Below are 25,706 nucleotides of genomic sequence, written 5' to 3' on the forward strand. Positions count from 1 at the left end.
GGGTTGTTTCTCCCCTGCCCGATTGCTCATCTGGTGGCGATCGTCACGGTCGCAGACCGACGAGGTCGGCAGCGTCCTGGGCCGTTTTGCTGTCGTGAATAACAGCGCGACAGGCCTTCATGAGGGCCAGAGGATCATCGGACTGAAAAACCGAACGGCCAAACAGGATGCCCGCAGCCCCCGCGCCGATAATTGTCGAGACCATTTCCAGCGTACCGAAATCGCTGTTTGTTTTTGGCCCCCCGGCCAGCATGATGGGCACCGGCAATTGTTTGGTGATGCGTTTGAGGGCATCGGCGCTCCCGGGCCAGTCCGTCTTGATGATATCGGCCCCCATTTCCATGCCGATGCGGGCGTGAAAGCTGACAAAGTCACCATCATGGATATCAGGTGCCAAAGCATGGCGTGCGCCCATCGTCTCGATAATATGAACAATGCCGAGACGGCGTGCTGCCTGATTGACGTCTGCATTGGCACGAAAGCTTGCCGTTTCGACAGCCGGATCATTGTGCCCGACAAACATGTAGGTGATCACGGCCTCTGCCCCGAGGGCAACCGCATCCTCGACGCAAGCAACCAGCCTTGAATGTCCATCTTCGTAGCTAAGGGCCGTGCCTTCTCTCCACATGGTGGTCTGATCAAGCCGCAGGATCAGCGCGGGGCCGCCATTCTGCACCAGCCTTGGCCCATAATGCAGAGCGGATCCAAGCGGCAGAATGACCGCATCCACTCCGGCCTCGTTCATATTGTCCAGCATCTGCTCTGGATGCTCCATGCCCGGACAGGTGCCCAATTGCAAGGCATGGTCAAATGCAATGCAAAAACCACGTCGGGTTGCAGGGTTCAGGATTCGGGACAGGCGAATTTGTTGGCCTAGGGTCTGAAGCATCATCTTCATCCTTACTATATGAGTTTGAAAGAGAGCGCCGTTTGATGAAGCTGACTGGCGATCGTCTCATCAAGTGTCTTGCTAATCAGGATGTGATCGAACTCGGACAATTCGGCAAACTGGTTGAGCGCCCGCGTCCTGAACTTGCCAGCCGTCAGCAGCAGAGCTGTGCGCTCCGATGCCTGCATGAAAGCACGCTTGACGCGCAAGATGTCCTGATCCTGATGGAACAGACACTCACCAATCACGGACGCTGCGGACAGAAAGGCCCAGTCAGAACGCAATTGGCCGATCACATTCTCACAGACAAGACCCGAAAAACTCTGGTGGGTATCATTATAGTCACCACCCGTGATGACCAGATGGACATTGGCAACATCCCGCAGGCGATCACACACGGCCAGTGAGTTGGAAATAACGGTGACATTCTCGATTGCCTCAAGATAGTCACACATCATCAGCGTCGTTGTGCTTTCATCCAGCATGATTACATTGCCCGGCTCGATCAACGCCACGGCAGCGCGTGCCAGCTCCCGCTTTGCGCCTTCATCCGTTTGGCGCCGATAATGAAAATTGCTTTCAAACAGCAACGAGCTTTCCGCAGTCACCCCACCGCGTTGTTTGCGCAGAAGGCCCCGACTTTCCAGCACATCCAGATCCCGGTGGATGGTCATGCGGCTGACATTCAGCTCGGTGGTCAGTTGAGTGAGGGAGACGGATTTTTGCGCCTGCACCACCGACAAGATCTTTTGGCGCCGCGCCTCGCCTTTCAACCGGGCATCATCCTGCTTCGAAGGTGCCATCGTCATGATGCGTCACCATTCATCGCCCGCCCGAAAAAGTCATCCCCGCCGACCTGCCCGCCTTTCAAGGCCACCTGCAGATTGTTGATTGCCTCATCCTCTGAGTGGATGCGGCACAAAGGAGCACCGACGACCAGCGGACCCGCAACCTCCAGAGCCTTCACATGCATCGCGCTCATCGCATGACTTGAACTGTCGCCGCCAGCCAGAACCGTACGCTTCAGGTTGGTTTGCTTCACCACCGCATGCAGGACACGCCCAAGACTGCCACCCAGAATGGCGGAGCTGTCAGCCCCTTGCATTCCATGGCGGTCCAGCGCCGCCAATGTCTCAGCAATCTTTGGATCATTGGGCCCTCTGGCGGTGTGAAGAACAACGCCCGGACGGTCTGAAGTGAGCGCCACCAGCTTTTGCACCAGCGCTTGCTCGGCTTGTGCGCCCTGTTCGATGAGAGCAACGGTGTCGACCGCCTCGACATGAAATCCATGGGCTTCAGCCCATGTGATCTGCCGATCCGTTGTTGGCGAACAACTGCCACAAATCGCAATCAGGCGATCAACCGCACCGCATGGAGCGGGCGGTGGTGCGATGGGCAGGCGTCCTGTGTCTGTAAGATAGTCGGCCAGCGCATATTCCACACCGGACGAGCCAACAACAAAGGCCGGATGGTCTCGACAATGGTCAAACAGCAACTGCCCGGTCTTGTAAGTCGTGGCCTCATCGAACGTATCCAGAATAACCAGATCATTCTGTGCGCATTCCAAGGCAAAGTCTTGTGCAGCATCGGCCTTCAGCATGCGTCTGAAATCGAAAGACCCGATCTTGCGCTGCGTCTGTCGTGCCAGATGCAAACGCAAGTCCGCTTCATCCATGGGCGTGGCAGGATGCTTGCTCATGGTCGGATGGCGGTCGATCCGAAAAGCTTCGCTCTCGCCCGCGACACTTGCAGCAGCAAACAGGGTGGAAAAAACCACATAGCGGCGCAGACGCGTCACCCCGACAACCACAGGAACACAGGCCCCAAAAATGTCCTGCCCGATCTCGATCGCCTTGCCTATGCTGCCGATCCTTGGTGAAGAATCGAAGGTGGAGCATGTCTTGTAGTGACAGAGGGGCGCTCCGAGCGCCTTCAGCTTTTCAAGAATGGGGGCCAAGTCAGTATCCATCCATTCGGGACTGCGGCTCCGACTGGTTCCGGCCACGCCGACCGCGCGCAAGTGCGGATGGGCCGCCAGATCCTCTTTTTCGGGCGGCTCAAGAAACAACATGGACGGAATCCCGGCCATTGTGACCGACTCCAGCGCATCTGTAGAGCCTGTAAAATCGTCACCATAGAAGGACAGCAGCAACTCGGACTGAGCGTCAGGCTTTTTGGTCATGATGGTTTGGAGCCTCCCGACATATTGAGACGTGATTGGATTGGTCCAGTTGCCGGAAAATGTAGCATATGAGACCATTTTTACAACATCATTCCGTTTTATTGTAACTAAATTTGTGATACAAATGCAAACCGTCTGCCATGGCATATTGGCGCAGTCCTGCAAAGGCCGATTGCACCACACAAAAGGACGCATCATGGCAGCAAGACACAAAGGAGTTGGTCGCTATGAATAGAATCGGAATCACAATGGGCGATCCGTCAGGCATAGGCCCCGAAGTCATCTGCAAAGCACTAAGCGCAATGACCCCAGAGGAGCGCTCTGGCGTGCTGGTCATCGGCGACCGGCTTTTCATGGACCGCGCAAGAGATCTGATCAAAAGTGACTTTCAGTTCTCTTGCGAAGAAAAACCAGCAGATGGCGATGTGCCATTTTTGCAGGTCGACGCCCCCAACGCCGCACAGATCCGCCCCGGTGAAATTCAGCCAGATGCGGGCGAAGCTGCCTGCCGGTGCGTGAAGAAAGCCGTGGAGCTGGCCCTCGCCGGAGAGATCGATGTCGTTTGCACCGCATCCCTGCACAAAACCGCCTTACGTGAAGCCGGATACAATCTCAGCGGCCACGCCGGTCTGCTGAAGTTGTTCACCGGCGTTAAAAAGAACTTCGCCGTTCTCGCAGGACCCAAGCTTTCCGTCATTCATGTTTCTACCCATGTTTCTTTGGCAGATGCAGCCAAATACTGCACAAAAGATACGGTGCTGGAGACGATCCGCGTGGCCAACGAGCATGTGAAGACAACAGGGATCGCCACCCCGCGCGTTGCCATTGCCGGCATCAACCCCCATTGCGGTGAAAATGGCCACTATGGGTCAGAGGATGACGACTATGTTGTCCCGGCCGTTGCCGCCGCGCGCGCAGAAGGCATCGAGGCGTTCGGCCCCATTCCCGGCGACCTGGTTTTCGAGCAGGCAATTGCCGGCAAATACGACATTGTCGTCGCCCAATATCACGATCAGGGCCACATTCCCGCCAAGCTGATTGGCGGTCATGAATGCGTCAACATCACCGCCGGCCTCCCCATCCTCCGCACCTCGGTGGATCATGGAACGGCATTCGACATCGCGTGGCAAGGGATTGCAAACCCGGAAAACATGCAGGCTGCCATCACCATGGCCCGCCGGATGAAACCTCTGAAATAGCCCCATAGGCCCACACATCAAAAAAACAACACCACAAAAAACCCGCTGAAACTGTTCTCAGCGGGTTTTCTTGTGTGGGGACCGTATAATTTATCAATTATCAGGTAACTTATAACATAAAAATGTTACATTAGATTTGCGTCAGATCAGGAAATGGCCGGACAGGATCTGTCTTGCCATCCCACCCTTCACTGGTTTCCCGGATCAGGTCGAACATGCGACCCTTGGGACCAAGAACCTCGGACAGCTCGATCACCGTTCCGGGATGGCTTTCCTGCTCAAAATAGACGAACCGACCATCGGCGCCTACTTTGCCGCTCATCTTCACGGTGAAACCCGCATCCAGCATACCCTGAAGATCTTCATCGAAATTCTGCGTCCAGTAGGCAACATGCTGAAGCCCGCGCAGTTGCCGTTCCTTGAAGTCACGATACATCGACGGTGCATCGTTACGCGTCTGGATCAGTTCCACCTGAATATAGCCATCATTGGCCAAGGCGACGGAATTGTGGACCTCGTGATGCTCACCGTCGAACTGATAGTCCTCAATCGGCACGCGAGGATTATAGAACCACGGCCCGACACCCATCACGCTTGACCAATATTCCATTTCGGCCTCGATATCGTCGACGACGAATCCGAGCTGACGAATTGGTCCAATATGCTTAGTCATGCGACCCTCCTTACTTAATCATTACACTTGGGAGCCAGTTAGACAGCTCAGGGATTGCGGATACCAAAATCAACGACATCAACAGCGGCAGGAAGAATGGCATCACACCTCGGATGACATTGGCGACCGGCATTTTGGTGATGATCGCCACCATATAAAGGCTCATGCCCACCGGTGGCGTCAGCAGACCGATCATCAGATTGAGAACGAAAACGATGCCCAATTGCAGCGGATCAACACCGGCGGATACCAGAGCGGGAGCGATGATTGGCGCAATGATCAGGATGGCCGCGATGGATTCCAGGATCATGCCAACGACCAGCAGAAGAATATTGACCAGCAACAACAACAGGAACGGATTGTCCGTGATGCCCAGCAGAAGAGCAGAAGCCTTCATGGGAACCTGATCAAGGGTCAGAACCCATGCAAACAGGGCTGCGGCCGCAACGATCATTAGGATATTGGCCGTGGCCTCCACCGTTTCACGCAGACAGTCGAGCATCTTTTTCCACGTCAGGGTGCGGTAGATGAAAATGCCGATCACAACGGCATAGGCGACTGTGATCCCGGCCACTTCTGTGGGGCCGAAATAGCCACTGAGCAGTCCGCCGACCAGCAACACAGGCGCAAGCAAGGCCGGGAAGGAAAAGACGAACTTCGACGCAACCGCCTTTTTGGTTGGTTTGACCGTGTCGCGCGGCAAATTGTAAATCCGCGCCATGATACCGATCTGGACCATCAGCAGCGCCGTTAGCAGCAAGGCTGGCACGATGCCTGCGAGCAGCAGCTTGACCGCCGAAACGTTGGCAACGCTGGCATAGATGATGATCGGGATGGAAGGTGGAAAGATCGGGCCGATCGTCGCTGCGGCAATCGTCAATCCAGCCGCAAAGTCCTCACGGTAGCCCTGCGTCTTCATCTGGCCAATCTGGATGGCACCAATCGCGCCGATATCAGCCAGAGCCGCACCGGAAATGCCGGAAAAGACGAGGGAAACAAGCACTCCAACCTGAGCAATCGCCCCGCGGATCCGGCCAAGGATCATGCGAACGAGATCAAACAGATGGGCCGTCACCCCCATGCTGTTCAGCAGGTTCGCCGCCAGAATGAACAAGGGGACAGCCAGCAGAGGAGAGCTGTCAAGCGAATTGACGGCGCGTTGCGCCAGAACGCTGATCGGAAGGTTATTGAGATACACCATCAAGGCGGCTGACAAACCAAGCGCCGCCGCAACCGGGGCGCCAACGATCAGCAAACCAAGAAAGAGGAGAAGAAGCGTAAGGCTCATAATTCAGTCTCTTCTGGTGGTATGGGCGCCGTGCCCGACAGGGTTTCAACAATCAGCAGAATGACAGTCAGGGCCAACATGATCGTGCCGACAAGAGCAAGGCTGTAGAACCACCAGTTGGGCATCCCCATCGCCGGGGTCAGAAACTTGCCCGCACGAGGCAGATAGGCCGCGAAGCCCCACAGCATGAAGCCCGCAAAGGCCAGCAATGCCAGCTCGCTCAACAGGTGCAGCAAGCGCTTGACCCGCTCGCCAACCATTTCCTGCAACAGGGTAACCGACACCATCGAACGCCGCAGCGCAAGAAGCGGAACGCAGAGGAAAACCAGAGAGAAGCTGCAAAAACGTGCCAGTTCATCGGCCCAGGGAAGCCCTTTGTCAAAAAAGTTCCTGGCAACGACCTGAACGACAATCAGACTGGCAAGAAGCGCCAAAAGCCCCACACCTGCCCAAAGGCCTGTCTGATTGAGCCGTGTCATGAAGACACGGCCCTTTGTTGTGACATTCGCAAGCATGGCGTTATTTGACCGCTGCGATTTTCTTGTACAGATCGCCATACTTCTCGCCAAAGCGCTCTTGCACAAGCTTCTGAACCGAAGACCGGAAGGCTTCAAGGTCGAGCCCTTCATCAGGACCGATGACAGTCATACCCAGATCACGCAGGGCTTGGGTTTCTTCCTCTTCCTTGTCCTGAATGGCCTTGGTAGCCTTCTGACGAGTTTCTTCAGCGGCCTGCTTCACAGCAGCCTTCTGCTCGTCGCTCAGGCTCTGCCAGGCATCTTCGTTCATGACCACGACTTCGGCGTTGGACATGTGGCCCGTCAGCATCAAATGGCTCTGCACATCATACAGTTTGACGGACAGCACAACATTGACCGGGTTTTCCTGCCCCTGCGCAACACCGGTTGCCAGAGCAGTCGGCACTTCAGACCAATCGACAGGAATAGCAACGGCGCCCATGCCTTCAACGGCGGTGGTATAGATCGGGAATGGCACAGCGCGCACCTTCACCCCGGCAAGATCCGCAGGTGACTTCACAGGCAGGTTGGCAGTCAGATTTCTGCGCCCGAAATAGTGCGCATAGATGACCCGAACATTGGCGGCTTCGATCAGCCCCTTGTTCAACTCCTGCATGACAGGAGAATCCACATCCGTCACTTTCATCAAGTGATCGATGTCCCGATAAAGATAAGGCGTGTCGAGTGCAGCAAAGGGTTCATAGAGCGAGCCGATGCCGCCTGCCGTGTTATGCGAAAATGCAATGGTGCCGATGGAAACCGCTTCAGCCAGTTCCTGCAATTTGCCCAACTGCGAGGCCGGAAAGACCTGAACCGCGATATCACCGCCAGATGCTTTCTGAAGGGCTTCGGCGAACCAATCAGCCTGCGCCCCAGCGACAGAGGCTGGCTCGTTATTGTGGCCATAGCGCAAGGTCAGCGATTGCGCATCCGCGCCAATCGGAGCCATTGCCATGATCCCGGCAGCGACACCCAAAGTCAGCGCCATCCGCCGTGTCCAACCATTCGGACGTTTCTTCGAATTTCTGTAAGTCATGATCACCTCCCATGATGCCTTTTGAGGTACTTCTTTCCCTCATACCAACTGTAAAGCTTTCAAACAATTGGCTTGACGTTGAGTGTGAGAGTTGGTCAACTTCAAGTCAAACTTCATTTAATGATGGGTTTTGATGTGTCTGAAGGATCAAACAAGAAAAAGTTCGTCGGCATGGCTGAAGTGGCCGAGCGGGCTCAGGTCTCCCTTGCAACCGTCGACCGGGCTCTCAATCGACGCAAAGGCGTTAAGCCCCGGACGCTACAGCGGGTTTTGGATGTCGCCCTTGAGCTTGGTTTCATTACGAAAGACGAGTTCACCTCTCTGTCCGGCACCAGACCGATGAATGTCGCGGTGCTTCTTCCCGCTGGCACAAATCCCTATTTGCGGTTGCTTGGCGAAAAAGTACACGAGCGCGCCGCCAAGCCAAATCAGGACACCGTATCGCTGCGTTGCTTCTTCATCGAGAGCTTTGATGCCAACGCACTGGCCGCCGCATTGCGTCATCACGCCGCATGGGCAGACGGCATCATCTTCATGGCGATCGATCATCCCACGGTGCGGGCAGCGATTGAAGACATCACCTCGAAAGGCACGCGAATCGTCACCATCATCTCGGATGTACCGCACCCCGCGCGCAGCGCCTATGTCGGACTGGAAAACCAGATGGCCGGACGGACTGCCGGTTTGTTGATGGGTCGGTTCTGCCGGACCGAAGTGGGCAGCGTCGCCATGCTGGCGGGCAGCCGAAACTATCGGGCCCATTCCGAGCGTGTCGCCGGGTTTCATGCCCTGATGGAAGAGATGTTCCCGGGCCTGACGGTAATCGGCATGCGAGAAGGCCACGACAATGCCGCGGAAAACTATCACCACTCGGTTTCCATGATCGACAACACGCCAGATTTGGTTGGGATTTACAATGTCGGAGGATCGTCCGACGGCATTGCCCGCGCCATTGCCGAGAAGCAAAGAGACGATCTCGTCTTCATTGGGCATGGCCTGACCAAAGACACCCGCCGGATGCTGGTTGACGGAACAATGGATGCGGTGATTGATTCCGATCCCGTCTCCATATTTGAAACCGCCTTGCAACTTGTCACCGACACCAAAGACAGCCAGACGCGTCACGCCGTGAAGATGGACATTTTTCTGAGGGAAAATCTGATGCCGATGAACTGTCCCTAGACCTGCGAGCGATGGCAGGGGCAGGTTTTGCACCCCCATCGCGCAACTGACAGATGCATTGCGCAGTTTTTGCATGAAAAATTCAGCACTAAATCTTAATCATCTCGTTAGACTGGCTTAATTTGCAGATAAACTGAAGTGGAGCATACGCTCACCAAGCACGCCTCTCGGCACGCCAATTAGAAGACTGTTTTTTCTTGTCCCAATAATTTATATATATATTTCAAACAACTAAAAAAAGATCCTTTTGATAGCCAGTCATTTTCACGCCTATCTGGAAATCTATCCTAGCTGCATTTCTAACAATTTAGATGAATTCATTTCATGATTTTGAGAAATGAATTTGTTTGAAATTCTCTGCCATCAATCTCACAATCATGACAACAAATGATGGTTTCTCCATCTGCGAACCCGCACCGATCGTCTTGGAAAGCGATCTGAAACAGTGCGGCATCGACTGGACCGCAGATGCAGACCCTTCACATCATTTCAGGGAGATCTGGGAGGATTGACCATGTGCCCGGCTGAATGGCTGGCGTGCAAACGGTATAACTTTGTCTGCATTCCTCTTTGCTTCTCTCAATGAACGCACCGACGCGTAGATCATCCTCTGATGGTTCCATCTTGAGGGCTTTTCTCGCGCACCGGCGCCCAAGACTGTGCGTAGCAAAGGACTCAGACATGTTCAAACATGCGGTGATTACCCCCTTCCTCGGGCAAACCAAAGACCGGTTTGCCGACTATAATTCTCCGCTCACCCTTGAAGAGAAATTCAAGCTGTTGCGGCAAATTGACGGGATGACCGGCGCTGAGCTCATCTATCCTTATGAAGTGAACTTTGAAACCATCGACGAGGTTTCCGCACTGCTGAAAAAATATGACGTCAAGCTCGCTGCAATCAACGTCAATGTGAAAGCGGAAGAAGAGTTCAAATCGGGCGGCCTCACCTCCCCCGATGCCGCTATTCGGGCTCGCGCCGTGCAGTTCATCAAGGAAGCGAAGGATTTTGCCGAAGCACTGGGCGCCGACAAGGTCACCTGTTGCCCCTTGAGCGATGGCTATGAGTTTCATTTTCAGGCCGACTATGGAGAGATCTGGAACCACCTGCTCGACACCTTTGCCGAAGCAGGCAGCTACAAGCCGCACATTCCGCTTTTCATTGAATACAAGCCCAATGAAGTGCGCGGACGCTGCTATCTCGAAAATGCTGCCAAGACCATTGTTCTGATCAAGCGGATGGGTGTCCAATCGATCGGCGTGACGATGGATTATGGCCATTCGCTTTATGGCGACAACAACCCGGCCGAAGAACTGGCCCTGCTCCATGCGGAGAGCATCCCGACCTACGTGCATATCAACGACAATGATGGCAAATGGGACTGGGACTTCTTCTGCGGCAGTCGCAACCTGATGAGCTACATCGAGTTCGTCTATTATCTCAAGAAATACAAATATCAGGACTGGCTGACCTCGGACGCGTCCCCGACCCGCGTCGACATCGCCAAGATGTTCGCAGCCAATGTCCGCATCACCAACAAGATCTCCGCTCGCATTGATGCCATCGGCATGTCCACCTTCGAAGAGCTTTTGAAGAAGAAGGAATATATGGACGTCTGGGCCGAGCTGGAAAGTGGTTTCCTCAAACTTTGAACCCTTCACTTTGCGCCATGTAAAGGCGGGAAGGAAACAGAGAAGTCTAAAGTCAATCCAACACTGTCAACCAGGGAGGATACAGTGAAATCTAAGACCCTATTTACCGGACTAGTCATCGCAGCCGCGACGTGGGCAGCAGGCTCTGCGCTTGCCGCAGAGAATTTCCCAAGCCGCAACATCACCGATGTGGTAACTTGGTCGGCAGGCGGGGGCACCGATGTGACCAACCGCGTCATCACCGCCGCCATGTCGAAATATATCGGCACCAACATCAATGTCGTCAACAAAACCGGCGGGGTGTCCGGGTCTGTCGGCCTCTTGGAAGGCTTTGCAGCCAAACCGGATGGCTACACCCTGATCGGTCTTTCCGAATCCAATACGACGGCCGCAGTCATGGGCGGCTGGGACAAGCGCGTCGACGTGTTCGATTTCTTCATCGCGACAAGCTCCCCCGACATTGTCTCCGTTGGCAAAAACACCCCTTGGAAGAGCCTTGATGAACTCGTTGCCTTCATCAAGGAAAATCCGGGCAAGGTCCGCGTCGGTGCCGGTGGCGCCGGCTCCCTGCACCACATCAACGTGCTGGCCTTTGAAAAAGGCATCGAAGGGGAAATGAACTTCATCCCTTATCCTGGATCCTCTGCCAGTCAGAATGCGGCCCTGAGCGGTGAAATCGATGTGGTCATCACCACTGTTGCCGAGCAGAACCAGCTGATCCAGTCCGGAGACTTCCGCCCTCTGGGGACCCTCACAGAAAAACCCTACGCGCTGGGTGACATGGTCATTCCGTCCGCTCTGGAAGCCTATCCGTCCCTGAAGAAGCATCTGCCAATCTCTCAGGCCATCGGCTTTGCCGTGCGCAAGGAAGTGCCAACAGACGTGAAGAAAACCATTGCCAAGGCCTTCATTTCGGCCATCGGCAGCGATGAAGTCAAAAAATTCGCAGCTGAAAACCACTATGAACTGGTTGGTGCCTTTGGCGCTGAAGCCAACAAGAAAATGACACGCCTTGAATCCCTTTTCTCCTGGACCCTCTGGGAACTCGGCGCAGCAAAAGTGGATCCCTCTACCTTGGGCATTCCAAAACCGGAATAGTCCCCCCCCAAGAAGGGCAGAGGTGCGCCGAGCGCCTCTGTCCACTTTCAAGCCAGACCTTTTTCCCTCACAGGAAGAAGCACAGAGCAACCTTAAGACCCGCACCCTTCTCTGGCACACATGCCTCACACAGCCAGCCATGCTATTGGCATTGGGAACGATGTGTGCAGCCGCAGACCATCAAGCGGCAAGGACCAGATGAAATACTGGCGGGGAGATGATCATGTCCAATCCAAGCGAGACTTCGCCTGAGCTCAATCCGAGCGAGCAGGAGAAACTGGAAGCAGAGCGGTTGATCGGTTGGGACTTCGTGTTTTCAATCGTCGTTCTCATTTTTTCCATCTTTGTCATTGCCAATTCGCTGACCATGCCCTTTTCGGGCAATGTCGGCGGGGTGACCACTGTCTGGTATGAATCACCGGGCCTGTTGCCGCTCTTCATTGGCTGTTGCCTTTTTCTGGCGGGGATCACGGTTTTCCTCAAAAGTGCCAGAGAAGGGGGCCGCAAGCTGTTCCAGCAGCATTTTGCCGATGTCAATCCGACCGGCTTCCTTCTGTCAGGCGGCGGTATCCTGAGCTACATTTTCGTCTTTATCACCTGGTTCGACTTCTTTCTGGGCTCCTTTGTTTTCCTGCTCTTCTATATCAGCCTCTATTATCTGGAAGACGACAAGCTTTCGCGCAAACTGATTGCCGTCTATTACGGCATCATCCTGCTTTGCCTGACTGTCTTTTTCAGTGGCCTCGATAAGGTGATTAACGCGCAGTATGACTATGCGACGGACTTCATTCTGGTCGCCGCCGCCCTGCTGCTCATCCTGATGCTCGCCCACTATGCACACCAGAGCAAAGGGGCCGCGAGCCGCAAGGTGCGCACCGTCATTCTGGTGGCGCTGCTGTTTCCCTCCATTCTGGTGCCTGCCTTCCGCTATTTCCTGCTGGTGCCGATGCCAAAGGAAGGGCTGGTCGTCGAACAGGTCTTCAACCACACCTATTACACCTATCTCGCGCCGGTCAAAGAAGTCGAGGATGGCAATCTCTCCGCTGATCAGCTTGATGCGCTAGAGAATGCATTCTGAGGAGGTTCTGATGGATATTCTACCGATTTTCGGCGCGACTCTGTTGGATATATTCCTGTCGCCAACCTTGCTGCTCATTCTGATCGGCAGCACCTTTCTGGGTATTGTCTTTGGCGCCATGCCGGGCCTGACGGCGACTTTGGGCGTCGCCCTGCTGACGACTCTGACCTATGGCCTTGACCATGAGACCGCCCTCGTGGCGCTGCTCGCCATTTATGTCGGCGGGGTCTATGGCGGCATGTATACCGCGATCCTGATCAACATTCCCGGCACCGCCGCCTCCGCAGCAACTGCAATGGATGGCTATCCGATGGCCCGGCAAGGGCAAGCGGGGCGCGCCTTTGGCCTTGCCACGACTTCATCCCTGATCGGCTCTCTGACGGGAATGGTCTTTGTGGCCCTGCTCTCCCCGATGATCGCACAGGTCGCCCTGCAATTCACCTCATACGAGTATTTCCTGCTGGCCCTGTTCGGCATTCTGATTTCAGGCAGCCTGACCTCCCCGGATCTGGCCATCAAGGGCTGGATCGCCGGCCTGTTCGGAATCTGGCTGTCAACCATTGGTCAGGATCACATCCAGATGTATCCGCGCTTTACCTTTGGCATGCATGATCTGGACAATGGCATTGACGTGGTGCCGGTGCTGATCGGAGCCTTCGGCATTCCGCAAATCATGATGGTTCTGGAATCCAAGCTCAAACTGGGCAACATGAGCGGCACGAAGCTGGGTCGACTGTTGCCAGATTTCAGCACAATGCTCAAGAATGGCCGCAACATCATCACCTCCGCCCTGACCGGGGTCGGCATTGGCGCGGTGCCCGGCATCGGCGAGGATATCGCCGCATGGGTGGCCTATGGTTTTTCCCGCAAAAGCAGCAAGGAACCTGAAAAGTTCGGCAAAGGCGCACCGGAAGGCGTGATTTCCACCTCGGTTGCCAATCAGGCCTGCGTCGGTGGGGCGATGATCCCGCTTTTGAGCCTCGGCATCCCCGGCTCTCCGCCAGCGGTCATGCTGCTGGGCGCCCTGATGCTGCACAATGTGGCCCCCGGCCCCATGCTGCTCAAGCAGAATCCCGATTTTGTGCCACAGGTCACCGCCATCCTGTTTGCAGCAGGCATTGCAATGTTCATCTGCGGCATGATCCTGTCCAAACAGGTCATTCACATCCTGCGCGTGCCGCAATCCCTGTTCATGCCACTGATTGCTGTGCTTTGTGTGATTGGCTCCTTCGCACTCGGTCTGCATGTCTTCAACCTGTATCTGATGGGCATCATCGGCATCATCTCCTACTTCTTCATCAAGCTTCAGCTTCCCATCGCACCTTTGGTGATTGGGGTCATTCTTGGCCCGATGGCCGACACGGCCCTCAGAACCGGACTGAAGACGACGGATGGCAGCCTCTGGCCACTGGTTCAGCGCCCCATCTCGCTCATTCTGGTGCTGATCATTCTCAGCATCGTTTGCAGTCAGATCCCGTTCGTCAACAAGGCAATCCGGTCTCTGTTCGGAGCATTGAAGTCGATCTTGTCGCGCAAGGGAGCAGCCTGACCTTCAAAGGAACAAGCCGCACCCCAAGGAAGAGCGTGTGAAGGCACTCTTCCTATCCAAACCTTGAAAAGCCGTCAGCGCACCGTCCTTTCGGAACGGCACAGGCTCCATGCGGCCTGCGTCAGGCGGAACAAAGACAGATGCAATCCTCAAACCATGCCTGAGATGGTTTGACAGCTGCTGCAAAAAGCAGGCTTAGAAACAGGAGATACCAGTGAAACTTGGACTTGGTAGCTATGCCTTCCGCTGGTCAATCGGGATCAAGGACCGCGTTCCCACACACCCCATGACAGCCTTTGATGTTCTGCAAGCTGCGAGTGAGTACGGACTGGGCGTTGTCCAATATGCCGACAACATGCCCCTGGACCGCCTCAGCGAGGCAGAGCACCATCGCCTCTATGAGCAAGCCCAGCAAAAAGGCATCGCGCTTGAACTGGGAACCCAGAGTTTCCATGCGGAGGAAATCGAACGCTATCTGGCGATTGGCCAACGCCTCCATGCCCGCATCATGCGTGTCGCGCTGGATGCCGATGACGCGAAGATGCCGGTGTCTGATCTTGTGGACCAGATGCGGCCTTTGCTGGATACCGCACGCAAGGCCGGGATCCGCATTGCGATTGAAAATCACTTCAACTTTCCCTCGCCAAGGATGGTTGAGGTTCTGGAGGTGGCCAATGACGACACCCTCGGGGTCTGCCTCGACGTCGCCAATTCCATCTGTGCGGGCGAATGGCCAGAGGAGACCGTCCAGCTGCTGGCGCCCTACACCATCAATTTTCACCTCAAGGATTATGTCATCATCCCGGATGAGCACGGCGTGGGCTTCACCATTCAAGGGGTGCCGCTTGGACAGGGGCGAGCGCCCATTGCATGGATTCTTGACCAATTGTCCCATTGCGATCCCGACATGAGCGTGCTGCTGGAACACTGGCTGCCCTATGACATGGCAGCCAGCGAACGGCAGTGGCTCGACCAGACGGTGGCGGAAGCCAAGAAGGTTTTAGGAGGACGATGACATGAGCGATATCAGGACGAAGAAACTCATCAATGAGCCTGAAGGCATTATCGCCGAAGCCATTGAAGGCATGATACTGGCCTATCCCGACAGGCTGCGTGTGGAAGGCGCGACCGGACGTGCCGTGGTGGCCATCAACGGTCCGCGCGATGACAAGGTTGGCATCGTTGTCGGTGGTGGCTCAGGCCATGAGCCGATGTTTGCAGGCTATGTGGGACGCGGTCTGGCCGATGCGGCGGCGGTGGGCAATGTCTTTGCCTCCCCAAGCCCGGACCATATCATGGATGCAGCCAGAGCCGTGGATGGGGGAGCGGGTGTCTTGTTCCTTTATGGCAACTATACCGGCGATGTTCTCAACTTTGACATGGCCGTTGAGGAATGCGAGGCCAGCGGCATCCCTGCACGCTCCATCGCGATCCATGATGACGTTGCCAGCGCCCCCGCTGACCGGATGCAAGAGCGGCGCGGCGTCGCAGGCAACTTTTTTGTCTTCAAGGTGGCAGGAGCCGCCGCTGAACAAGGCCGCAACCTTGAGGCATGCGAGGCCATCGGACGGCATGCCCTCGCCAACACCCGCTCGATGGGCGTGGCGTTGACCGCCTGCTCCCTGCCCCAGACTGGCAAGCCCAATTTCGACATCGGCCATGATGAAATGGAAATCGGCATGGGGGTCCATGGCGAGCCGGGCATGCGGCGCGGCAAACTCAAAAAGGCCGATGCGGTCACCGACGAATTGCTCGACACCATCCTTGCCGAGATGCAACTCGAACGCGGCGATAGCGTTTCGGTTCTGGTCAATGGACTGGGCGCAACGGGTCAGTTGGAGCTCTTCATCCTTCATCGCCGGGTTGCCAAGCGTCTTGAAGAGCTGGGTATTTCGATCTATCGCAGCTGGGTCGGTGAATATGCCACCTCGCTCGAAATGGCTGGTGCATCGATCTCTTTGATGAAGATGGATGACGAGTTGAAAAGCCTGCTTTCCGCTCCGTGTCAGGCCCCTTGCCTGACCGTTGCCGGACCTTTGGCCCCACAAGGCAAACACACCCCAAGAGCGTCTGAAGCCGTAGCCGGGTCCACCGCGATTGATCGGTCCAAGCTGATCACCAAGGGCCCGGTCACCCCGGTTATTTTCCGCGATGCTATGCTGTCCGTAGCGGCTGCCATAGCTGAAAATCGCGACTGGCTGTCAAAGCTCGACGGGGTGATTGGCGACGGAGACCATGGCGTTACCATGGATATCGGCTGGACTGCCGTCAAGCAGGCCCTTGCGGACAGTGGCGACGAGACGATCACCGACATTTCCAACCGGATGGCACGGGCGTTTCTGAACGCGGTGGGCGCATCCACCGGGCCTCTTTATGCCAGTGCCTTCAAAGCGGCTGCGGTGAAGGTCGAGGATCGATTGAATCTGGATGCCACCGGCATGGTGGCCTGGATCGAAGGCATCAGCACGGGCATTCTGTCGCGCGGTGGGGCGGCTGCCGGTGACAAGACGATGATCGACGCTTGGATCCCGGCGGTTGCGCAGGCGCAAACAGCGCTGCGCAATGGCGGCGATCTAATGGCATGTCTGGAAGCCGCCTGCAAAGGGGCAAAGGAAGGACGCGATTACACAGCCGGGATTGAAAGCAAACGCGGACGCTCCAAGAAGCTGGGCGCAAGATCCATTGGTCATATGGATCCCGGCGCGGCATCCGCCCACCTGATGCTGGTCGCCCTGACGCAATCAATCCGTCAGGCGACGTGATGCCTGTCCCCGCAATCAGCTCCCTGATGCCCCCATCAGGGAGTTGATACGACCCTTTGGGCAATACTTGCCCGTGGCTTCCGCAAAGAGCTTATCATGAAGATCGCATGTGACGGTTTCGGCCATTTCTACAATCAGCCGGTGCGCAAGATAAGGCTGGAAAACGACCATGGCATGTCGGTGGAGATCCTCGAGCTTGGCGGTATCATCACCTCCCTTCTGGTGCCTGATAACAAGGGGGACATTGCCGACATTGTGCTCGGCTTTGATGATCTGCCATCCTATGTGCGAGACCGGCATTATTTTGGCGCGCTGATCGGGCGGGTGGCCAATCGCGTCGAAGGAGCACAGTTCCGCCTGAATGGCGAGACAGTCCGGGTTGATGCCAATGCCCATGAGGCGCGACACTGTGTGCATGGTGGCCGATTTGGCTATCATCGCCGGGTCTGGCGCCTTCTATCATCGCAAGAAATGGCCGATAGCGTCGCCATCACCCTGGGGCTGTTGGATGGCGACGGGGAAGAAGGATTTCCCCATTCGGTTGACGTGACAGCGCGCTATCACCTAGACAATGACAATTGCCTGTCGCTGACCTTTGAGGCTGCAGCCGACGGCCTCACGCCAATCAACCTGACCGCCCACAGCTATTTCAATCTTCTGGGCCATGACACAGGGTCGATTGCAGATCACCGGCTGGATATCTTTGCCGATCATGGTCTGGAGCAAGGCGCAGATCGCGTGCCCACCGGTCGCCTGCTTCCCCTCTCGGACATGGGGCTCGCCCTTGATGGCCGATATTCGCTGCGCGAAATGGTGGACCAGGGTCTGGCTTTCAATCACTCCTACATTCCGGATCGCTCGCTGACATCGCAACCGATCGCCACCCGGCGCATGGCACGGCTCGAAGCCGGTGGCCGGGCGCTAGAAATATGGTCAAACGAGCTGACCCTGCATTTCTACAATGGGCACAATCTGGATGGGGTCAGGGGCAAGGACGGGGCGATCTATCCTCCCTTTTCCGGCCTGTGTCTGGAGCCCAAAGGCTATGTCAATGCCATCAACCAGCCCGCCTTTCCCGCTCGACTGATCGATCAGAACACGCGCTACCAGCATCGCATTGAATATCAGTTTTCTCCCGGCAACAGAGCCTAGGAACGGGATAGGGCAAGCGCCAGCCCATTCGATCATCAGTTTTGCACCCAAATCGTAAGACATAGCCAGACATCACGTCTATAGTGAGGGCGCACTCGACCAGACAAGATCCCGCGGGACGATAAAAGACCATGCGCAAGCTTCCGTCTCTCAAAGCACTTCAGGCCTTTGATGCCGCCGCCCGGCTTGGCTCCTTTTCGGCTGCGGCCGAGGAAATGAGCGTATCGCCGTCGGCCGTCAGTCATCAGATCCGGGCCTTGGAAGTGGAACTTGGCGTGATGTTGTTTGAGCGCATCAATCGCACGATTGTCCTCACCGATCTTGGCAATGCATTTGCGGACAGAGTCGGGCGGGGCTTCAGCGAACTTGAGGCTGCCTCGGTCGCCATCGGGCGCACCACACGATTTGACATTCTGACCATTCATTGCGCCCCCAGTCTGGCAAAGCAGTGGCTGATGCCAAGGCTCAAACAATTCTGCAATGCCAATCCGGATCTGGATGTGCGACTGAATGCAACGCCCAACCCGATTAATTTGCTGTCCATCGAAGCTGATTTTGACATTCGTTTTGGGCACTTTCCCTCGCAACCGGGCGTGCGACGCATCGCTTTCCCGCCAGAAACCATGCTGGTCCTCTGCGCGCCAGAACTGTTGAACGGCGCTGTTCCGATCCGGGCACCAATCGACATGGCCCGACAGTCCCTGATCCATTCGGAACTCAATTTGTTCAGCTGGAATGACTGGTTCAAGGCAGAAGGCTTGTCCGATCTGTTTGATGAAAAGGGTTTGCGATTTGATTCCTCCTTCATGGCCATCGATGCGGCCGTCGACGGACAGGGCGCAATCCTTGAAAGCCACCTTCACGTGCAGAATGAACTGAAAAGCAAGCGACTTGTCGCGCCCTTCGGGCTCGCTGGCTATACGGTTCAAGGTCATAGTTTGAATTTCGTCCAGTCCAGAACCCGGTTGCCCAAGGTCGAAGCCTTCAAAAGCTGGATTCTAGCAGAACTGGGCATTGACGATGGGAGTGAGGCATTATGATGCATCTCAGTTCGCGCCTGCCGCTCAAGGCCATTGTCTATTTCGAAGCCGTGGCGCGTCTTCGAACCCTGACGCGGGCATCCGAAGAATTATCGGTTTCCTCCTCCGCAATCAGCCAGCAGATCAAGTTGCTCGAAAATTCGCTGGGCATTGCCCTGTTTCGCCGGGTGAAGCGCAATCTGGTTCTGACCGAAGACGGAGAACGCCTGTTCAAGGCCACCTCCGAAGCCCTATCCATCATTCGCAGAACCGAACGCCAGATCTCGCGGCGCATGCAGCAACGCCCGTTGATGGTGCGTGTGGCACCATCATTCGGAACCTTGTGGCTGACCAAGCGGCTGCCTGATTTCATTCGCGCCAATCCAGACATCGACATTCGCGTTGATGCCACATCCGAGCTGACCGATTTCGACAAGGAACAGGTCGATATCGAAATCCGCTATGGGCGTGAAACCATCGACCGACAATCCTCGCAATTGCTTGTTGAAGACACCGTGCTGCCTTTGTGCAATCAGGAAATATATAGCCATTTCGCCTATCGGGACCCTGCCGAGGTGTTGCAATCCATTAGCCTGATCCAGTCGGTCAAATCGGACGTGTCTTGGGAACGCTGGATGGTCGAAAATGGTCTCAATGTCGACAATGCGGCACGGATACAGCAATTTGACCGCTCGGCGATGGCTATTTTCATGGCTCAGGAAGGGCTTGGTGTGACGTTGGAAAGCACCACATTGACCCATGATGCAATTGTCGATGGAAGCTTGCGTCCGCTCTTTCCGATGCTCAAACCAGTCCGCAATGCCTCCTATTGGATGATCTGTCCGAGCCATCATCTGTCTCGGCGCCCTGTCCATGAGTTCCGCGCCTGGCTGCTGGAGGAAGTCGCCCGTGACAAGGCGGCTCTCACCGAGTTGCAAGACCAGATGTTCCGCATTCACACGCTGGAATGACCGCACTGGTGTGAAGGAATGTTAGGGAGCGCCCCACCACCCAAGATGCGGACCAAGACACTCCGACAGCACATCAGAGGCCGCGAGGAATGGCAACATTGTCCAACTTCCGGTATACATTGCCGAACACTGAATCCACCATCGTCGGCACGAACTAACAAGCCATGCCGAAAAGGGCAGTAGTTTGGGAGAGATCAGGAACCCGAATGGACAAGCTTTCCGTCATGCACGCCTTTCGCCGCATCGTCGAGCGCGGCAGCTTTGCCCGCGCCGCAGAGGATCTTGGTGTCTCGCCCGCACTTCTCAGCCGTGAAATCAAGTTGCTTGAGGAAAGTCTGGGGACCACGCTCCTCACGCGAACCACCCGTTCCATGTCGCTCACGGATGCCGGTCGTCTCTATTACGACGAGGCAAGCGGCATTCTTGATGCGGTGGCCCAGACCGAGACCCGTATTCGTGAGGGGGCAGGCGCGATACGCGGACATCTCAAGGTCAATGCATCTAGTTCCTTCGGGCAAACGGTCATTGCGCCGATGCTTCCGGCATTTCTTGAAGCCTATCCAGACTTGCGTCTGACCATGTCGATGGATGATCGGGTGGTGGACATGGTCGAGGGAGGGTTCGATGTGTCGATCCGCATCCGTTCCGTCATGCCGGATTCCGCGCTCGTGGCCCGCAAGATCGGCACGATGCATCAGCGAATCTTTGCGGCACCTGCCTATTTGCGAAAGATGGGCACCCCAGCCACCCCCCAAGACATCAGGCAACATCGGATCATCGGCTTCCTGCTGGCCGATCATTTGACCAATTGGGCCCTGCATGGACCATCGGGTCAGGCCAGCATCGATCTCGACCCGCCTGTGCGTGTGGGCAACAGTCTGGTCTTGCGTGATCTTTTGATCGCGGGCGCAGGGATGGGAACCTTGCCGGACTTTGTCTCCAAAGACGCTGAAGCGACGGGCGCACTGGTCCGTGTCCTGCCAAATTGGGAGCTTCCAGCACCGGAGATTTATGCAGTGACGGCCTCAAGGCTGGGCATGGATGCTCGGGTGACGGCATTTCTCGATCATCTCCGAGCCGCGTTGCAATCTTAGCATTCTTCAACGGGCGTAAAGAATGAAGTGACACAGGGTCGGTTTTTCCAACCCGGCTCCTCCCCCATTCTCTCGGGCATGGAAACCCAACCCCCGAGAGGATCCCATGACCAATATTCTTGTTCTTTATTACTCCAGCTATGGCCATGTCCGCACCCTTGCCGAGGCCGAGGCTGAAGGCGCCCGCCATGTGCCGGGCACACAGGTCGATGTGCGCCGTGTCCCCGAAACCGTGCCCGATGCAATCCGTCAACAAGCAGGATTCGTCGAAGACGATACCCCGGTCGCCAGTCCTGCCGACCTCGAACAGTATGATGCCATCATTTTCGGCACACCGACCCAGTTCGGCATGATGGCCGGACAAATGAAAACCTTCCTTGATCAGGCAGGTGGACTTTGGGCCCGCAACGCCTTGGTGGGCAAGGTTGGTGCGGTGTTTGCGTCAACCGGCTCGCAGCATGGTGGCCATGAGGCAACGCTGCTCTCGACGCAAATTCCGCTTCAGCATTTCGGCATGCTGATTGCAGGCATGCCCTATAGTTTTGCTGGGCAAACGACGGCCGACGAGATTATCGGCGGTGCCCCCTATGGGGCAGGCACCATTGCTGGCGGCGACGGATCGCGCGCACCGTCCGCCATCGATTTGGCCGGAGCCCGTTTTCAAGGTGCCCATGTGGCCCGGATCGCCCGAGCCTTGGCCGGAGCCAATCTTGTTGAGGAGGCTGCATGATGTCCTCGCTCACCATTGATTTCTTTCATGATGTTGTCTGCTGCTGGTGCTTCAACATTTCCTCGCGGATGCGCTCGCTTGCCGCCGAGTTCGACCTGACGGTTCAACACAAAACCTTTGTCCTGCAAGCCAGTCGGGCAGAAATGGCACAAAGATGGGGGTCGCCGGAAAAGGCCCGTGAAACGATCCTCGGCCATTGGTCGGTTTGTCGCAATGTCAGCGATCAACCCGACCAAGTTGATATCGAGGCGATGCGGTCAGCACCCTTCGACTATCCGCACGGCATGACCGCAGCGCTTGGCTGCAAGGCTGCCGAACGCCTTGGCGGACAGACGGCCCATTGGGACATGTTTGACCGGCTCCAGCGGGCCCATCTCTCAGAGGCGCGAAACATCGCTGATCCAGACACGGTGATACAGGCAGCTCGCACGCTCGAACTCGATATACCGGCTTTCATCGGCCAGCTTGAAGATCCGTCCACCCTAAAGGCTGTTGAAGCCGACCGGCAACAGGCCCGTCGCCTTCAGGTCCAGTCTGTACCGACCCTGATTGTCCGCGAAACCGGTGCCCGACTCGTCAATGGGCCGCGCGACGATCTGGCCGCTCAATTGCGCACCGCGCTTCGATCAGTTGCTTGACAGGAGGTTCTATTGTTACTTTCCCTCTTTGGCCGCCGCAAATTTCACCCTCAGGGCCCGCAAAGACAGTCCCCTCGTGGCCTGCCCTTTCACTTGCTCAGATGAGCCACCGACAAGGAGATGAGAGCCATGTCACGAACAACTGACATTTTTCTAACGGCGCTCGCCCCGGCCATCTGGGGCAGCACCTATCTGGTGACCACCGAAATGCTGCCAGACGGCTATCCGATCACCGTCGCAGCTTTGAGGGCACTGCCTGCGGGCTTGTTGCTGATTGCCATCACCCGTTCGCTGCCTCCCCGTCACTGGTTGGGGCGAACCTTCCTCTTGGGCAGTTTCAATTTCTCGCTTTTCTGGGTTCTTCTCTTCGTGGCGGCTTATCGCCTGCCCGGCGGAGTGGCGGCAACGCTTGGTGCCCTGCAGGCCATGATCGTCATTTTCATGGCGCGTGGCTGGCTTGGAACCCCCATCCGTTCAAGCGCGGTGGCGGCCGCCGCAACGGGTGTCTTCGGTGTGGCCCTGCTTCTCATTGGCCCTGATGCAAGCCTTGATCCGATTGGGGTCGCGGCAGGGATTGGTGGTGCAGCCTCGATGGCTGCGGGCACGGTCCTCAGTCGCAAATGGCTGCCGCCGGTTTCCGCGCTCAGTTTCACAGCCTGGCAACTGACAGCAGGTGGTTTGATTCTGATGCCGCTTGCCTTGGTGTTTGAACCGGCCCTGCCACCCCTGACCACCTTGAATCTTGCTGGATTTGTCTGGTTGGGACTGATCGGGGCAGCCTTGACCTATGCGATTTGGTTTCGAGGAGTCGCTCGGATCGAACCCGGCGCGGTCTCGATGCTTGGCATGATGAGTCCGTTGACGGCGGTGCTGCTTGGCTGGGGGCTGCTCGGTCAGTCCTTGAGCCCGATGCAGATTGCTGGTGCCGTGATTATCATCGGCTCTGTCTGGGCGGGCCAACGGGCAAACCGTCCGCCGCCGACAAAAACGGCCCTGCCCCCGGTCTGTGAGCGCCCCGAGACCGCCTGATGTCTATCCCCGAAAGGAAGATTGCGATGTCTCTTCTCACTCCCACTCCGGATATGATCGCCAAGATCAGATTGGCCGGCTTGCTCTATCTGGTGGTGATCCTGACGGGACTGGGCGGAGAGCTTGGTCTGCGTGCCCCCTTGATCGATCTGGCAGATGCCGATGGCACAGCCGCCGCGATCCTCGGGGCACCGGGACAATTCCGGCTGGCCATTGCCGCCGACATCCTTATGGCACTCTGTGATGCCGGATTGGCAGTCCTGTTCTATTTGATCTTTCGCCCCATGGCACCGGCTCTTGCCTTGCTGACTATGATATTGCGATTGATCCAGACCGTGCTGATTGCGGTCAGCGTGATGGCATTGCTGACCGCATGGCTGATTTTAACCAAGGGCAATGACCTGACAAACGCGGCGCCTCTTGCCTTGATATTTCTGGATCTTCATGCCCATGGCTACGATTTGGGGCTGATTTTCTTTGGCTTCAACAGCCTTTTCATGGCAGTGCTTGTTTGGCGATCCGGGCAGTTTGCCAGAATTTTCGCACTGGGCCTCGCCGCCGCCGGTGGTGTCTATCTGGTCGGCAGTGGGCTGCGCTTCTTCGCGCCCGAATGGTCGACGCCCTTCACTCCGGTCTATCTGGTGACAATCCTCGCCGAGACGGCCTTCTGCCTGCGTTTGCTGTTCCAGAAGAAGAGCCCTTAAGCACGCGAGATTGGCTGAAAGATCATTCGATTGTGCCCTGGGCGGGCGGCCCAGGAGTGCGAAGATCAAACCCATTACAAACAGAGGAGGCAGGCCAACGGAGCGTGGCCTGCCTCCTCTGATCGGTCACTTGGTGTGCGTTACCAAGGCTGGTTTGCTGGGCCAACGGTGAATTCGTTGATCGTGGTGTCTTCCGGCAGATCCAGAGCGAACGCAACGATGTCCGCAATGCGATCAGCAGAAATTCCATAGGTATCATACATACCCTGATAGGCTTCAGCGGTCGCTTTGTCGGAGATCGTATCAAGCAGCTCGGTGTTGATCGCAGCCGGATAGATGGTTGCAGTGCGGATGTTGGTGCCTTCCATTGCGGATTCCATGCGCACAACTTCCATGAAGGATTTGACGAACCATTTGGTGCCGCAATAAACGCCATTGCTTGGATAGGCTTTGAGGCCAGCAACGGAAGATGTTGCCAGAACATGGCCTGATTTTTGCTCGGTGAAGGTTGGCAGAACAGCGGCAACACCGTTCAGCACACCTTTGATATTCACATCAACCATCTGGTCCCACTCATCGGTCTTGAGAGCCGAGACGTTGGAGGCTGGCATGACACCGGCATTCAGGAAGATCGCATCGACCTTGCCATAAGTGTCCTTGGCAAGCGCCACGATGGCTTCATTCTGGGCCTTATCGGTCACATCCAGAACCTGATAAACCGCGTTACCTCCGGCTTTGGAGATGTCTTCGGCAATCTGCTTGAGCTTGTCTTCACGGCGGGCACCCAGAACGATTTTCGCGCCTTTGCTGGCCAGCAACTTGGCTGACGCTTCGCCGATACCGGACGATGCGCCGGTGATGATGACGACTTTATCCTTGATCATGATCTCTCTCCTCATAGTCTCAAACCAGCGAACAGACGATGCTGTGCGTTTGATACAGACATGCGGCAAACAGAAACGACCCGTTTGCGTTGCTTCCAATATAATGGCACATCGACCGCCTGTTTATGGGGCTGTTTCCACAAACACTCATGACCAACACTCATCAATGGATCGCCGATCTACGATAAATATCCTCCCCCTCGCACATGCAGGGTGATGCGCGAATGGGGCGATTTGCTGCCCCGCAGCGGCTATATATGAATCCTGCACATATGTGCTATCATTTCATAGCAATTATTCCGTGATAACAGCCTGATAGAATGGATTCCTCTTCAGGATCATTCTGTCTGAAGCCCCACCCCAGTCAGGCGCTTTGACAGC

General features: G+C 56.2%; 24 protein-coding genes. 16 read left to right on the plus strand and 8 right to left on the minus strand.

Annotation, left to right across the window (positions count from 1 at the left end):
• Nucleotides 1-43 precede the first annotated feature (43 nt).
• The 3 genes from DSD30_RS17280 to DSD30_RS17290 are packed head-to-tail and all read right to left on the minus strand — an operon-like array spanning nucleotide 44 to nucleotide 3,071.
• Entirely contained in the window at nucleotides 44-889 is an 846-nt protein-coding gene (locus DSD30_RS17280; protein WP_114011133.1) for a class I fructose-bisphosphate aldolase, read from the minus strand.
• A gap of 14 nt (nucleotides 890-903) precedes the next feature.
• The gene (locus DSD30_RS17285; RefSeq protein WP_114010985.1) at nucleotides 904-1,698 is read right to left on the minus strand and encodes a DeoR/GlpR family DNA-binding transcription regulator; all 795 of its coding nucleotides are present in this window, start codon (nucleotides 1,696-1,698) and stop codon (nucleotides 904-906) included.
• Nucleotides 1,695-3,071 carry a four-carbon acid sugar kinase family protein gene (locus DSD30_RS17290; protein ID WP_198663015.1) on the minus strand — a complete coding sequence of 459 codons (1,377 nt, stop codon included), beginning with the start codon at nucleotides 3,069-3,071 and terminating at the stop codon, nucleotides 1,695-1,697. Before DSD30_RS17290 ends, DSD30_RS17285 begins: the two co-directional genes overlap by 4 nt.
• 227 nt (nucleotides 3,072-3,298) lie before the next feature.
• Here DSD30_RS17290 and pdxA point away from each other — a divergent pair, with 227 nt between their 5' ends.
• Entirely contained in the window at nucleotides 3,299-4,270 is a 972-nt protein-coding gene (gene pdxA / locus DSD30_RS17295; protein ID WP_114010987.1) for a 4-hydroxythreonine-4-phosphate dehydrogenase PdxA, read from the plus strand.
• A 130-nt stretch (nucleotides 4,271-4,400) separates the two neighbouring features.
• On the opposite strand, the gene DSD30_RS17300 is transcribed toward pdxA, so the two are convergent.
• Genes DSD30_RS17300 through DSD30_RS17315 form a run of 4 tightly spaced genes read right to left on the minus strand, consistent with a single transcriptional unit; the run spans nucleotide 4,401 to nucleotide 7,785 of the window.
• Nucleotides 4,401-4,943, minus strand: a complete 543-nt coding sequence (locus DSD30_RS17300; RefSeq protein WP_114010988.1) for a VOC family protein — start codon at nucleotides 4,941-4,943, stop codon at nucleotides 4,401-4,403.
• 10 nt (nucleotides 4,944-4,953) lie between these two features.
• A complete protein-coding gene (locus tag DSD30_RS17305) occupies nucleotides 4,954-6,231 on the minus strand; it encodes a TRAP transporter large permease (RefSeq protein WP_114010989.1) in 1,278 nt (425 codons plus the stop codon).
• Nucleotides 6,228-6,710, minus strand: coding sequence for a TRAP transporter small permease (locus DSD30_RS17310; RefSeq protein WP_198663016.1), 483 nt, complete (start codon nucleotides 6,708-6,710; stop codon nucleotides 6,228-6,230). The genes DSD30_RS17305 and DSD30_RS17310 overlap by 4 nt, the downstream gene beginning before the upstream one ends.
• Before the next feature lie 40 nt (nucleotides 6,711-6,750).
• Nucleotides 6,751-7,785, minus strand: coding sequence for a TRAP transporter substrate-binding protein (locus tag DSD30_RS17315; RefSeq protein ID WP_198663017.1), 1,035 nt, complete (start codon nucleotides 7,783-7,785; stop codon nucleotides 6,751-6,753).
• Nucleotides 7,786-7,920: 135 nt separating this feature from the next.
• Between DSD30_RS17315 and DSD30_RS17320 the strand changes: the two genes are divergently transcribed.
• From DSD30_RS17320 to DSD30_RS17390, 15 genes are all read left to right on the plus strand, one after another.
• The gene (locus DSD30_RS17320) at nucleotides 7,921-8,967 is read left to right on the plus strand and encodes a LacI family DNA-binding transcriptional regulator (RefSeq protein ID WP_245418526.1); all 1,047 of its coding nucleotides are present in this window, start codon (nucleotides 7,921-7,923) and stop codon (nucleotides 8,965-8,967) included.
• Nucleotides 8,968-9,648: 681 nt separating this feature from the next.
• Nucleotides 9,649-10,617 (plus strand): sugar phosphate isomerase/epimerase family protein, encoded by a 969-nt coding sequence (locus tag DSD30_RS17325; RefSeq protein ID WP_157967756.1) that lies wholly within the window; start codon nucleotides 9,649-9,651, stop codon nucleotides 10,615-10,617.
• An 84-nt stretch (nucleotides 10,618-10,701) separates the two neighbouring features.
• Nucleotides 10,702-11,715 carry a Bug family tripartite tricarboxylate transporter substrate binding protein gene (locus DSD30_RS17330; protein WP_245418527.1) on the plus strand — a complete coding sequence of 338 codons (1,014 nt, stop codon included), beginning with the start codon at nucleotides 10,702-10,704 and terminating at the stop codon, nucleotides 11,713-11,715.
• 223 nt (nucleotides 11,716-11,938) lie between these two features.
• On the plus strand, nucleotides 11,939-12,793 hold the full coding sequence (locus DSD30_RS17335; RefSeq protein WP_157967757.1) for a tripartite tricarboxylate transporter TctB family protein: 855 nt from the start codon (nucleotides 11,939-11,941) through the stop codon (nucleotides 12,791-12,793).
• Between the two features lie 10 nt (nucleotides 12,794-12,803).
• Complete coding sequence (locus tag DSD30_RS17340) at nucleotides 12,804-14,342, plus strand: tripartite tricarboxylate transporter permease (RefSeq protein WP_114011136.1); 1,539 nt, start codon at nucleotides 12,804-12,806, stop codon at nucleotides 14,340-14,342.
• A gap of 214 nt (nucleotides 14,343-14,556) precedes the next feature.
• Nucleotides 14,557-15,357: a sugar phosphate isomerase/epimerase family protein gene (locus DSD30_RS17345; protein ID WP_114010994.1), complete on the plus strand. Its 801-nt coding sequence runs from the start codon at nucleotides 14,557-14,559 to the stop codon at nucleotides 15,355-15,357.
• 1 nt (nucleotide 15,358) lies between these two features.
• Nucleotides 15,359-17,104 (plus strand): dihydroxyacetone kinase subunit DhaL, encoded by a 1,746-nt coding sequence (gene dhaL, locus DSD30_RS17350; protein ID WP_114010995.1) that lies wholly within the window; start codon nucleotides 15,359-15,361, stop codon nucleotides 17,102-17,104.
• 96 nt (nucleotides 17,105-17,200) lie between these two features.
• Nucleotides 17,201-18,256, plus strand: a complete 1,056-nt coding sequence (locus DSD30_RS17355) for an aldose epimerase family protein (RefSeq protein ID WP_114010996.1) — start codon at nucleotides 17,201-17,203, stop codon at nucleotides 18,254-18,256.
• A gap of 131 nt (nucleotides 18,257-18,387) precedes the next feature.
• Entirely contained in the window at nucleotides 18,388-19,296 is a 909-nt protein-coding gene (locus DSD30_RS17360) for a LysR substrate-binding domain-containing protein (protein ID WP_114010997.1), read from the plus strand.
• Nucleotides 19,293-20,246, plus strand: coding sequence for a LysR substrate-binding domain-containing protein (locus tag DSD30_RS17365; protein ID WP_114010998.1), 954 nt, complete (start codon nucleotides 19,293-19,295; stop codon nucleotides 20,244-20,246). The genes DSD30_RS17360 and DSD30_RS17365 overlap by 4 nt, the downstream gene beginning before the upstream one ends.
• A gap of 206 nt (nucleotides 20,247-20,452) precedes the next feature.
• Nucleotides 20,453-21,340, plus strand: coding sequence for a LysR family transcriptional regulator (locus DSD30_RS17370; RefSeq protein ID WP_114010999.1), 888 nt, complete (start codon nucleotides 20,453-20,455; stop codon nucleotides 21,338-21,340).
• Between the two features lie 106 nt (nucleotides 21,341-21,446).
• Nucleotides 21,447-22,070 carry an NAD(P)H:quinone oxidoreductase gene (gene wrbA / locus DSD30_RS17375; protein ID WP_114011000.1) on the plus strand — a complete coding sequence of 208 codons (624 nt, stop codon included), beginning with the start codon at nucleotides 21,447-21,449 and terminating at the stop codon, nucleotides 22,068-22,070.
• On the plus strand, nucleotides 22,067-22,708 hold the full coding sequence (locus tag DSD30_RS17380; protein WP_198663018.1) for a DsbA family oxidoreductase: 642 nt from the start codon (nucleotides 22,067-22,069) through the stop codon (nucleotides 22,706-22,708). The genes wrbA and DSD30_RS17380 overlap by 4 nt, the downstream gene beginning before the upstream one ends.
• A gap of 129 nt (nucleotides 22,709-22,837) precedes the next feature.
• Complete coding sequence (locus DSD30_RS17385) at nucleotides 22,838-23,737, plus strand: EamA family transporter (RefSeq protein ID WP_114011001.1); 900 nt, start codon at nucleotides 22,838-22,840, stop codon at nucleotides 23,735-23,737.
• 26 nt (nucleotides 23,738-23,763) lie between these two features.
• Entirely contained in the window at nucleotides 23,764-24,441 is a 678-nt protein-coding gene (locus DSD30_RS17390) for a DUF4386 domain-containing protein (protein WP_114011002.1), read from the plus strand.
• Between the two features lie 140 nt (nucleotides 24,442-24,581).
• On the opposite strand, the gene DSD30_RS17395 is transcribed toward DSD30_RS17390, so the two are convergent.
• A complete protein-coding gene (locus tag DSD30_RS17395; protein WP_114011003.1) occupies nucleotides 24,582-25,325 on the minus strand; it encodes an SDR family oxidoreductase in 744 nt (247 codons plus the stop codon).
• Between the last annotated feature and the right edge of the window lie 381 nt (nucleotides 25,326-25,706).

It is taken from the genome of Cohaesibacter intestini (assembly GCF_003324485.1).
Lineage (GTDB): Bacteria > Pseudomonadota > Alphaproteobacteria > Rhizobiales > Cohaesibacteraceae > Cohaesibacter > Cohaesibacter intestini.

Bases quoted from the DNA above. Each gene is read 5' to 3' on its own strand.
- DSD30_RS17315 (WP_198663017.1), bottom strand. From the start codon at position 7,785: ATGACTTACAGAAATTCGAAGAAACGTCCGAATGGTTGGACACGGCGG.
- DSD30_RS17280 (WP_114011133.1), bottom strand. From the start codon at position 889: ATGCTTCAGACCCTAGGCCAACAAATTCGCCTGTCCCGAATCCTGAAC.
- DSD30_RS17380 (WP_198663018.1), top strand. From the start codon at position 22,067: ATGATGTCCTCGCTCACCATTGATTTCTTTCATGATGTTGTCTGCTGC.
- wrbA (WP_114011000.1), top strand. From the start codon at position 21,447: ATGACCAATATTCTTGTTCTTTATTACTCCAGCTATGGCCATGTCCGC.
- pdxA (WP_114010987.1), top strand. From the start codon at position 3,299: ATGAATAGAATCGGAATCACAATGGGCGATCCGTCAGGCATAGGCCCC.
- DSD30_RS17285 (WP_114010985.1), bottom strand. From the start codon at position 1,698: ATGACGATGGCACCTTCGAAGCAGGATGATGCCCGGTTGAAAGGCGAG.
- DSD30_RS17360 (WP_114010997.1), top strand. From the start codon at position 18,388: ATGCGCAAGCTTCCGTCTCTCAAAGCACTTCAGGCCTTTGATGCCGCC.
- DSD30_RS17355 (WP_114010996.1), top strand. From the start codon at position 17,201: ATGAAGATCGCATGTGACGGTTTCGGCCATTTCTACAATCAGCCGGTG.
- DSD30_RS17290 (WP_198663015.1), bottom strand. From the start codon at position 3,071: ATGACCAAAAAGCCTGACGCTCAGTCCGAGTTGCTGCTGTCCTTCTAT.
- DSD30_RS17305 (WP_114010989.1), bottom strand. From the start codon at position 6,231: ATGAGCCTTACGCTTCTTCTCCTCTTTCTTGGTTTGCTGATCGTTGGC.
- dhaL (WP_114010995.1), top strand. From the start codon at position 15,359: ATGAGCGATATCAGGACGAAGAAACTCATCAATGAGCCTGAAGGCATT.
- DSD30_RS17300 (WP_114010988.1), bottom strand. From the start codon at position 4,943: ATGACTAAGCATATTGGACCAATTCGTCAGCTCGGATTCGTCGTCGAC.
- DSD30_RS17365 (WP_114010998.1), top strand. From the start codon at position 19,293: ATGATGCATCTCAGTTCGCGCCTGCCGCTCAAGGCCATTGTCTATTTC.
- DSD30_RS17335 (WP_157967757.1), top strand. From the start codon at position 11,939: ATGTCCAATCCAAGCGAGACTTCGCCTGAGCTCAATCCGAGCGAGCAG.
- DSD30_RS17340 (WP_114011136.1), top strand. From the start codon at position 12,804: ATGGATATTCTACCGATTTTCGGCGCGACTCTGTTGGATATATTCCTG.
- DSD30_RS17385 (WP_114011001.1), top strand. From the start codon at position 22,838: ATGTCACGAACAACTGACATTTTTCTAACGGCGCTCGCCCCGGCCATC.
- DSD30_RS17310 (WP_198663016.1), bottom strand. From the start codon at position 6,710: ATGACACGGCTCAATCAGACAGGCCTTTGGGCAGGTGTGGGGCTTTTG.
- DSD30_RS17370 (WP_114010999.1), top strand. From the start codon at position 20,453: ATGGACAAGCTTTCCGTCATGCACGCCTTTCGCCGCATCGTCGAGCGC.
- DSD30_RS17325 (WP_157967756.1), top strand. From the start codon at position 9,649: ATGTTCAAACATGCGGTGATTACCCCCTTCCTCGGGCAAACCAAAGAC.
- DSD30_RS17395 (WP_114011003.1), bottom strand. From the start codon at position 25,325: ATGATCAAGGATAAAGTCGTCATCATCACCGGCGCATCGTCCGGTATC.
- DSD30_RS17390 (WP_114011002.1), top strand. From the start codon at position 23,764: ATGTCTCTTCTCACTCCCACTCCGGATATGATCGCCAAGATCAGATTG.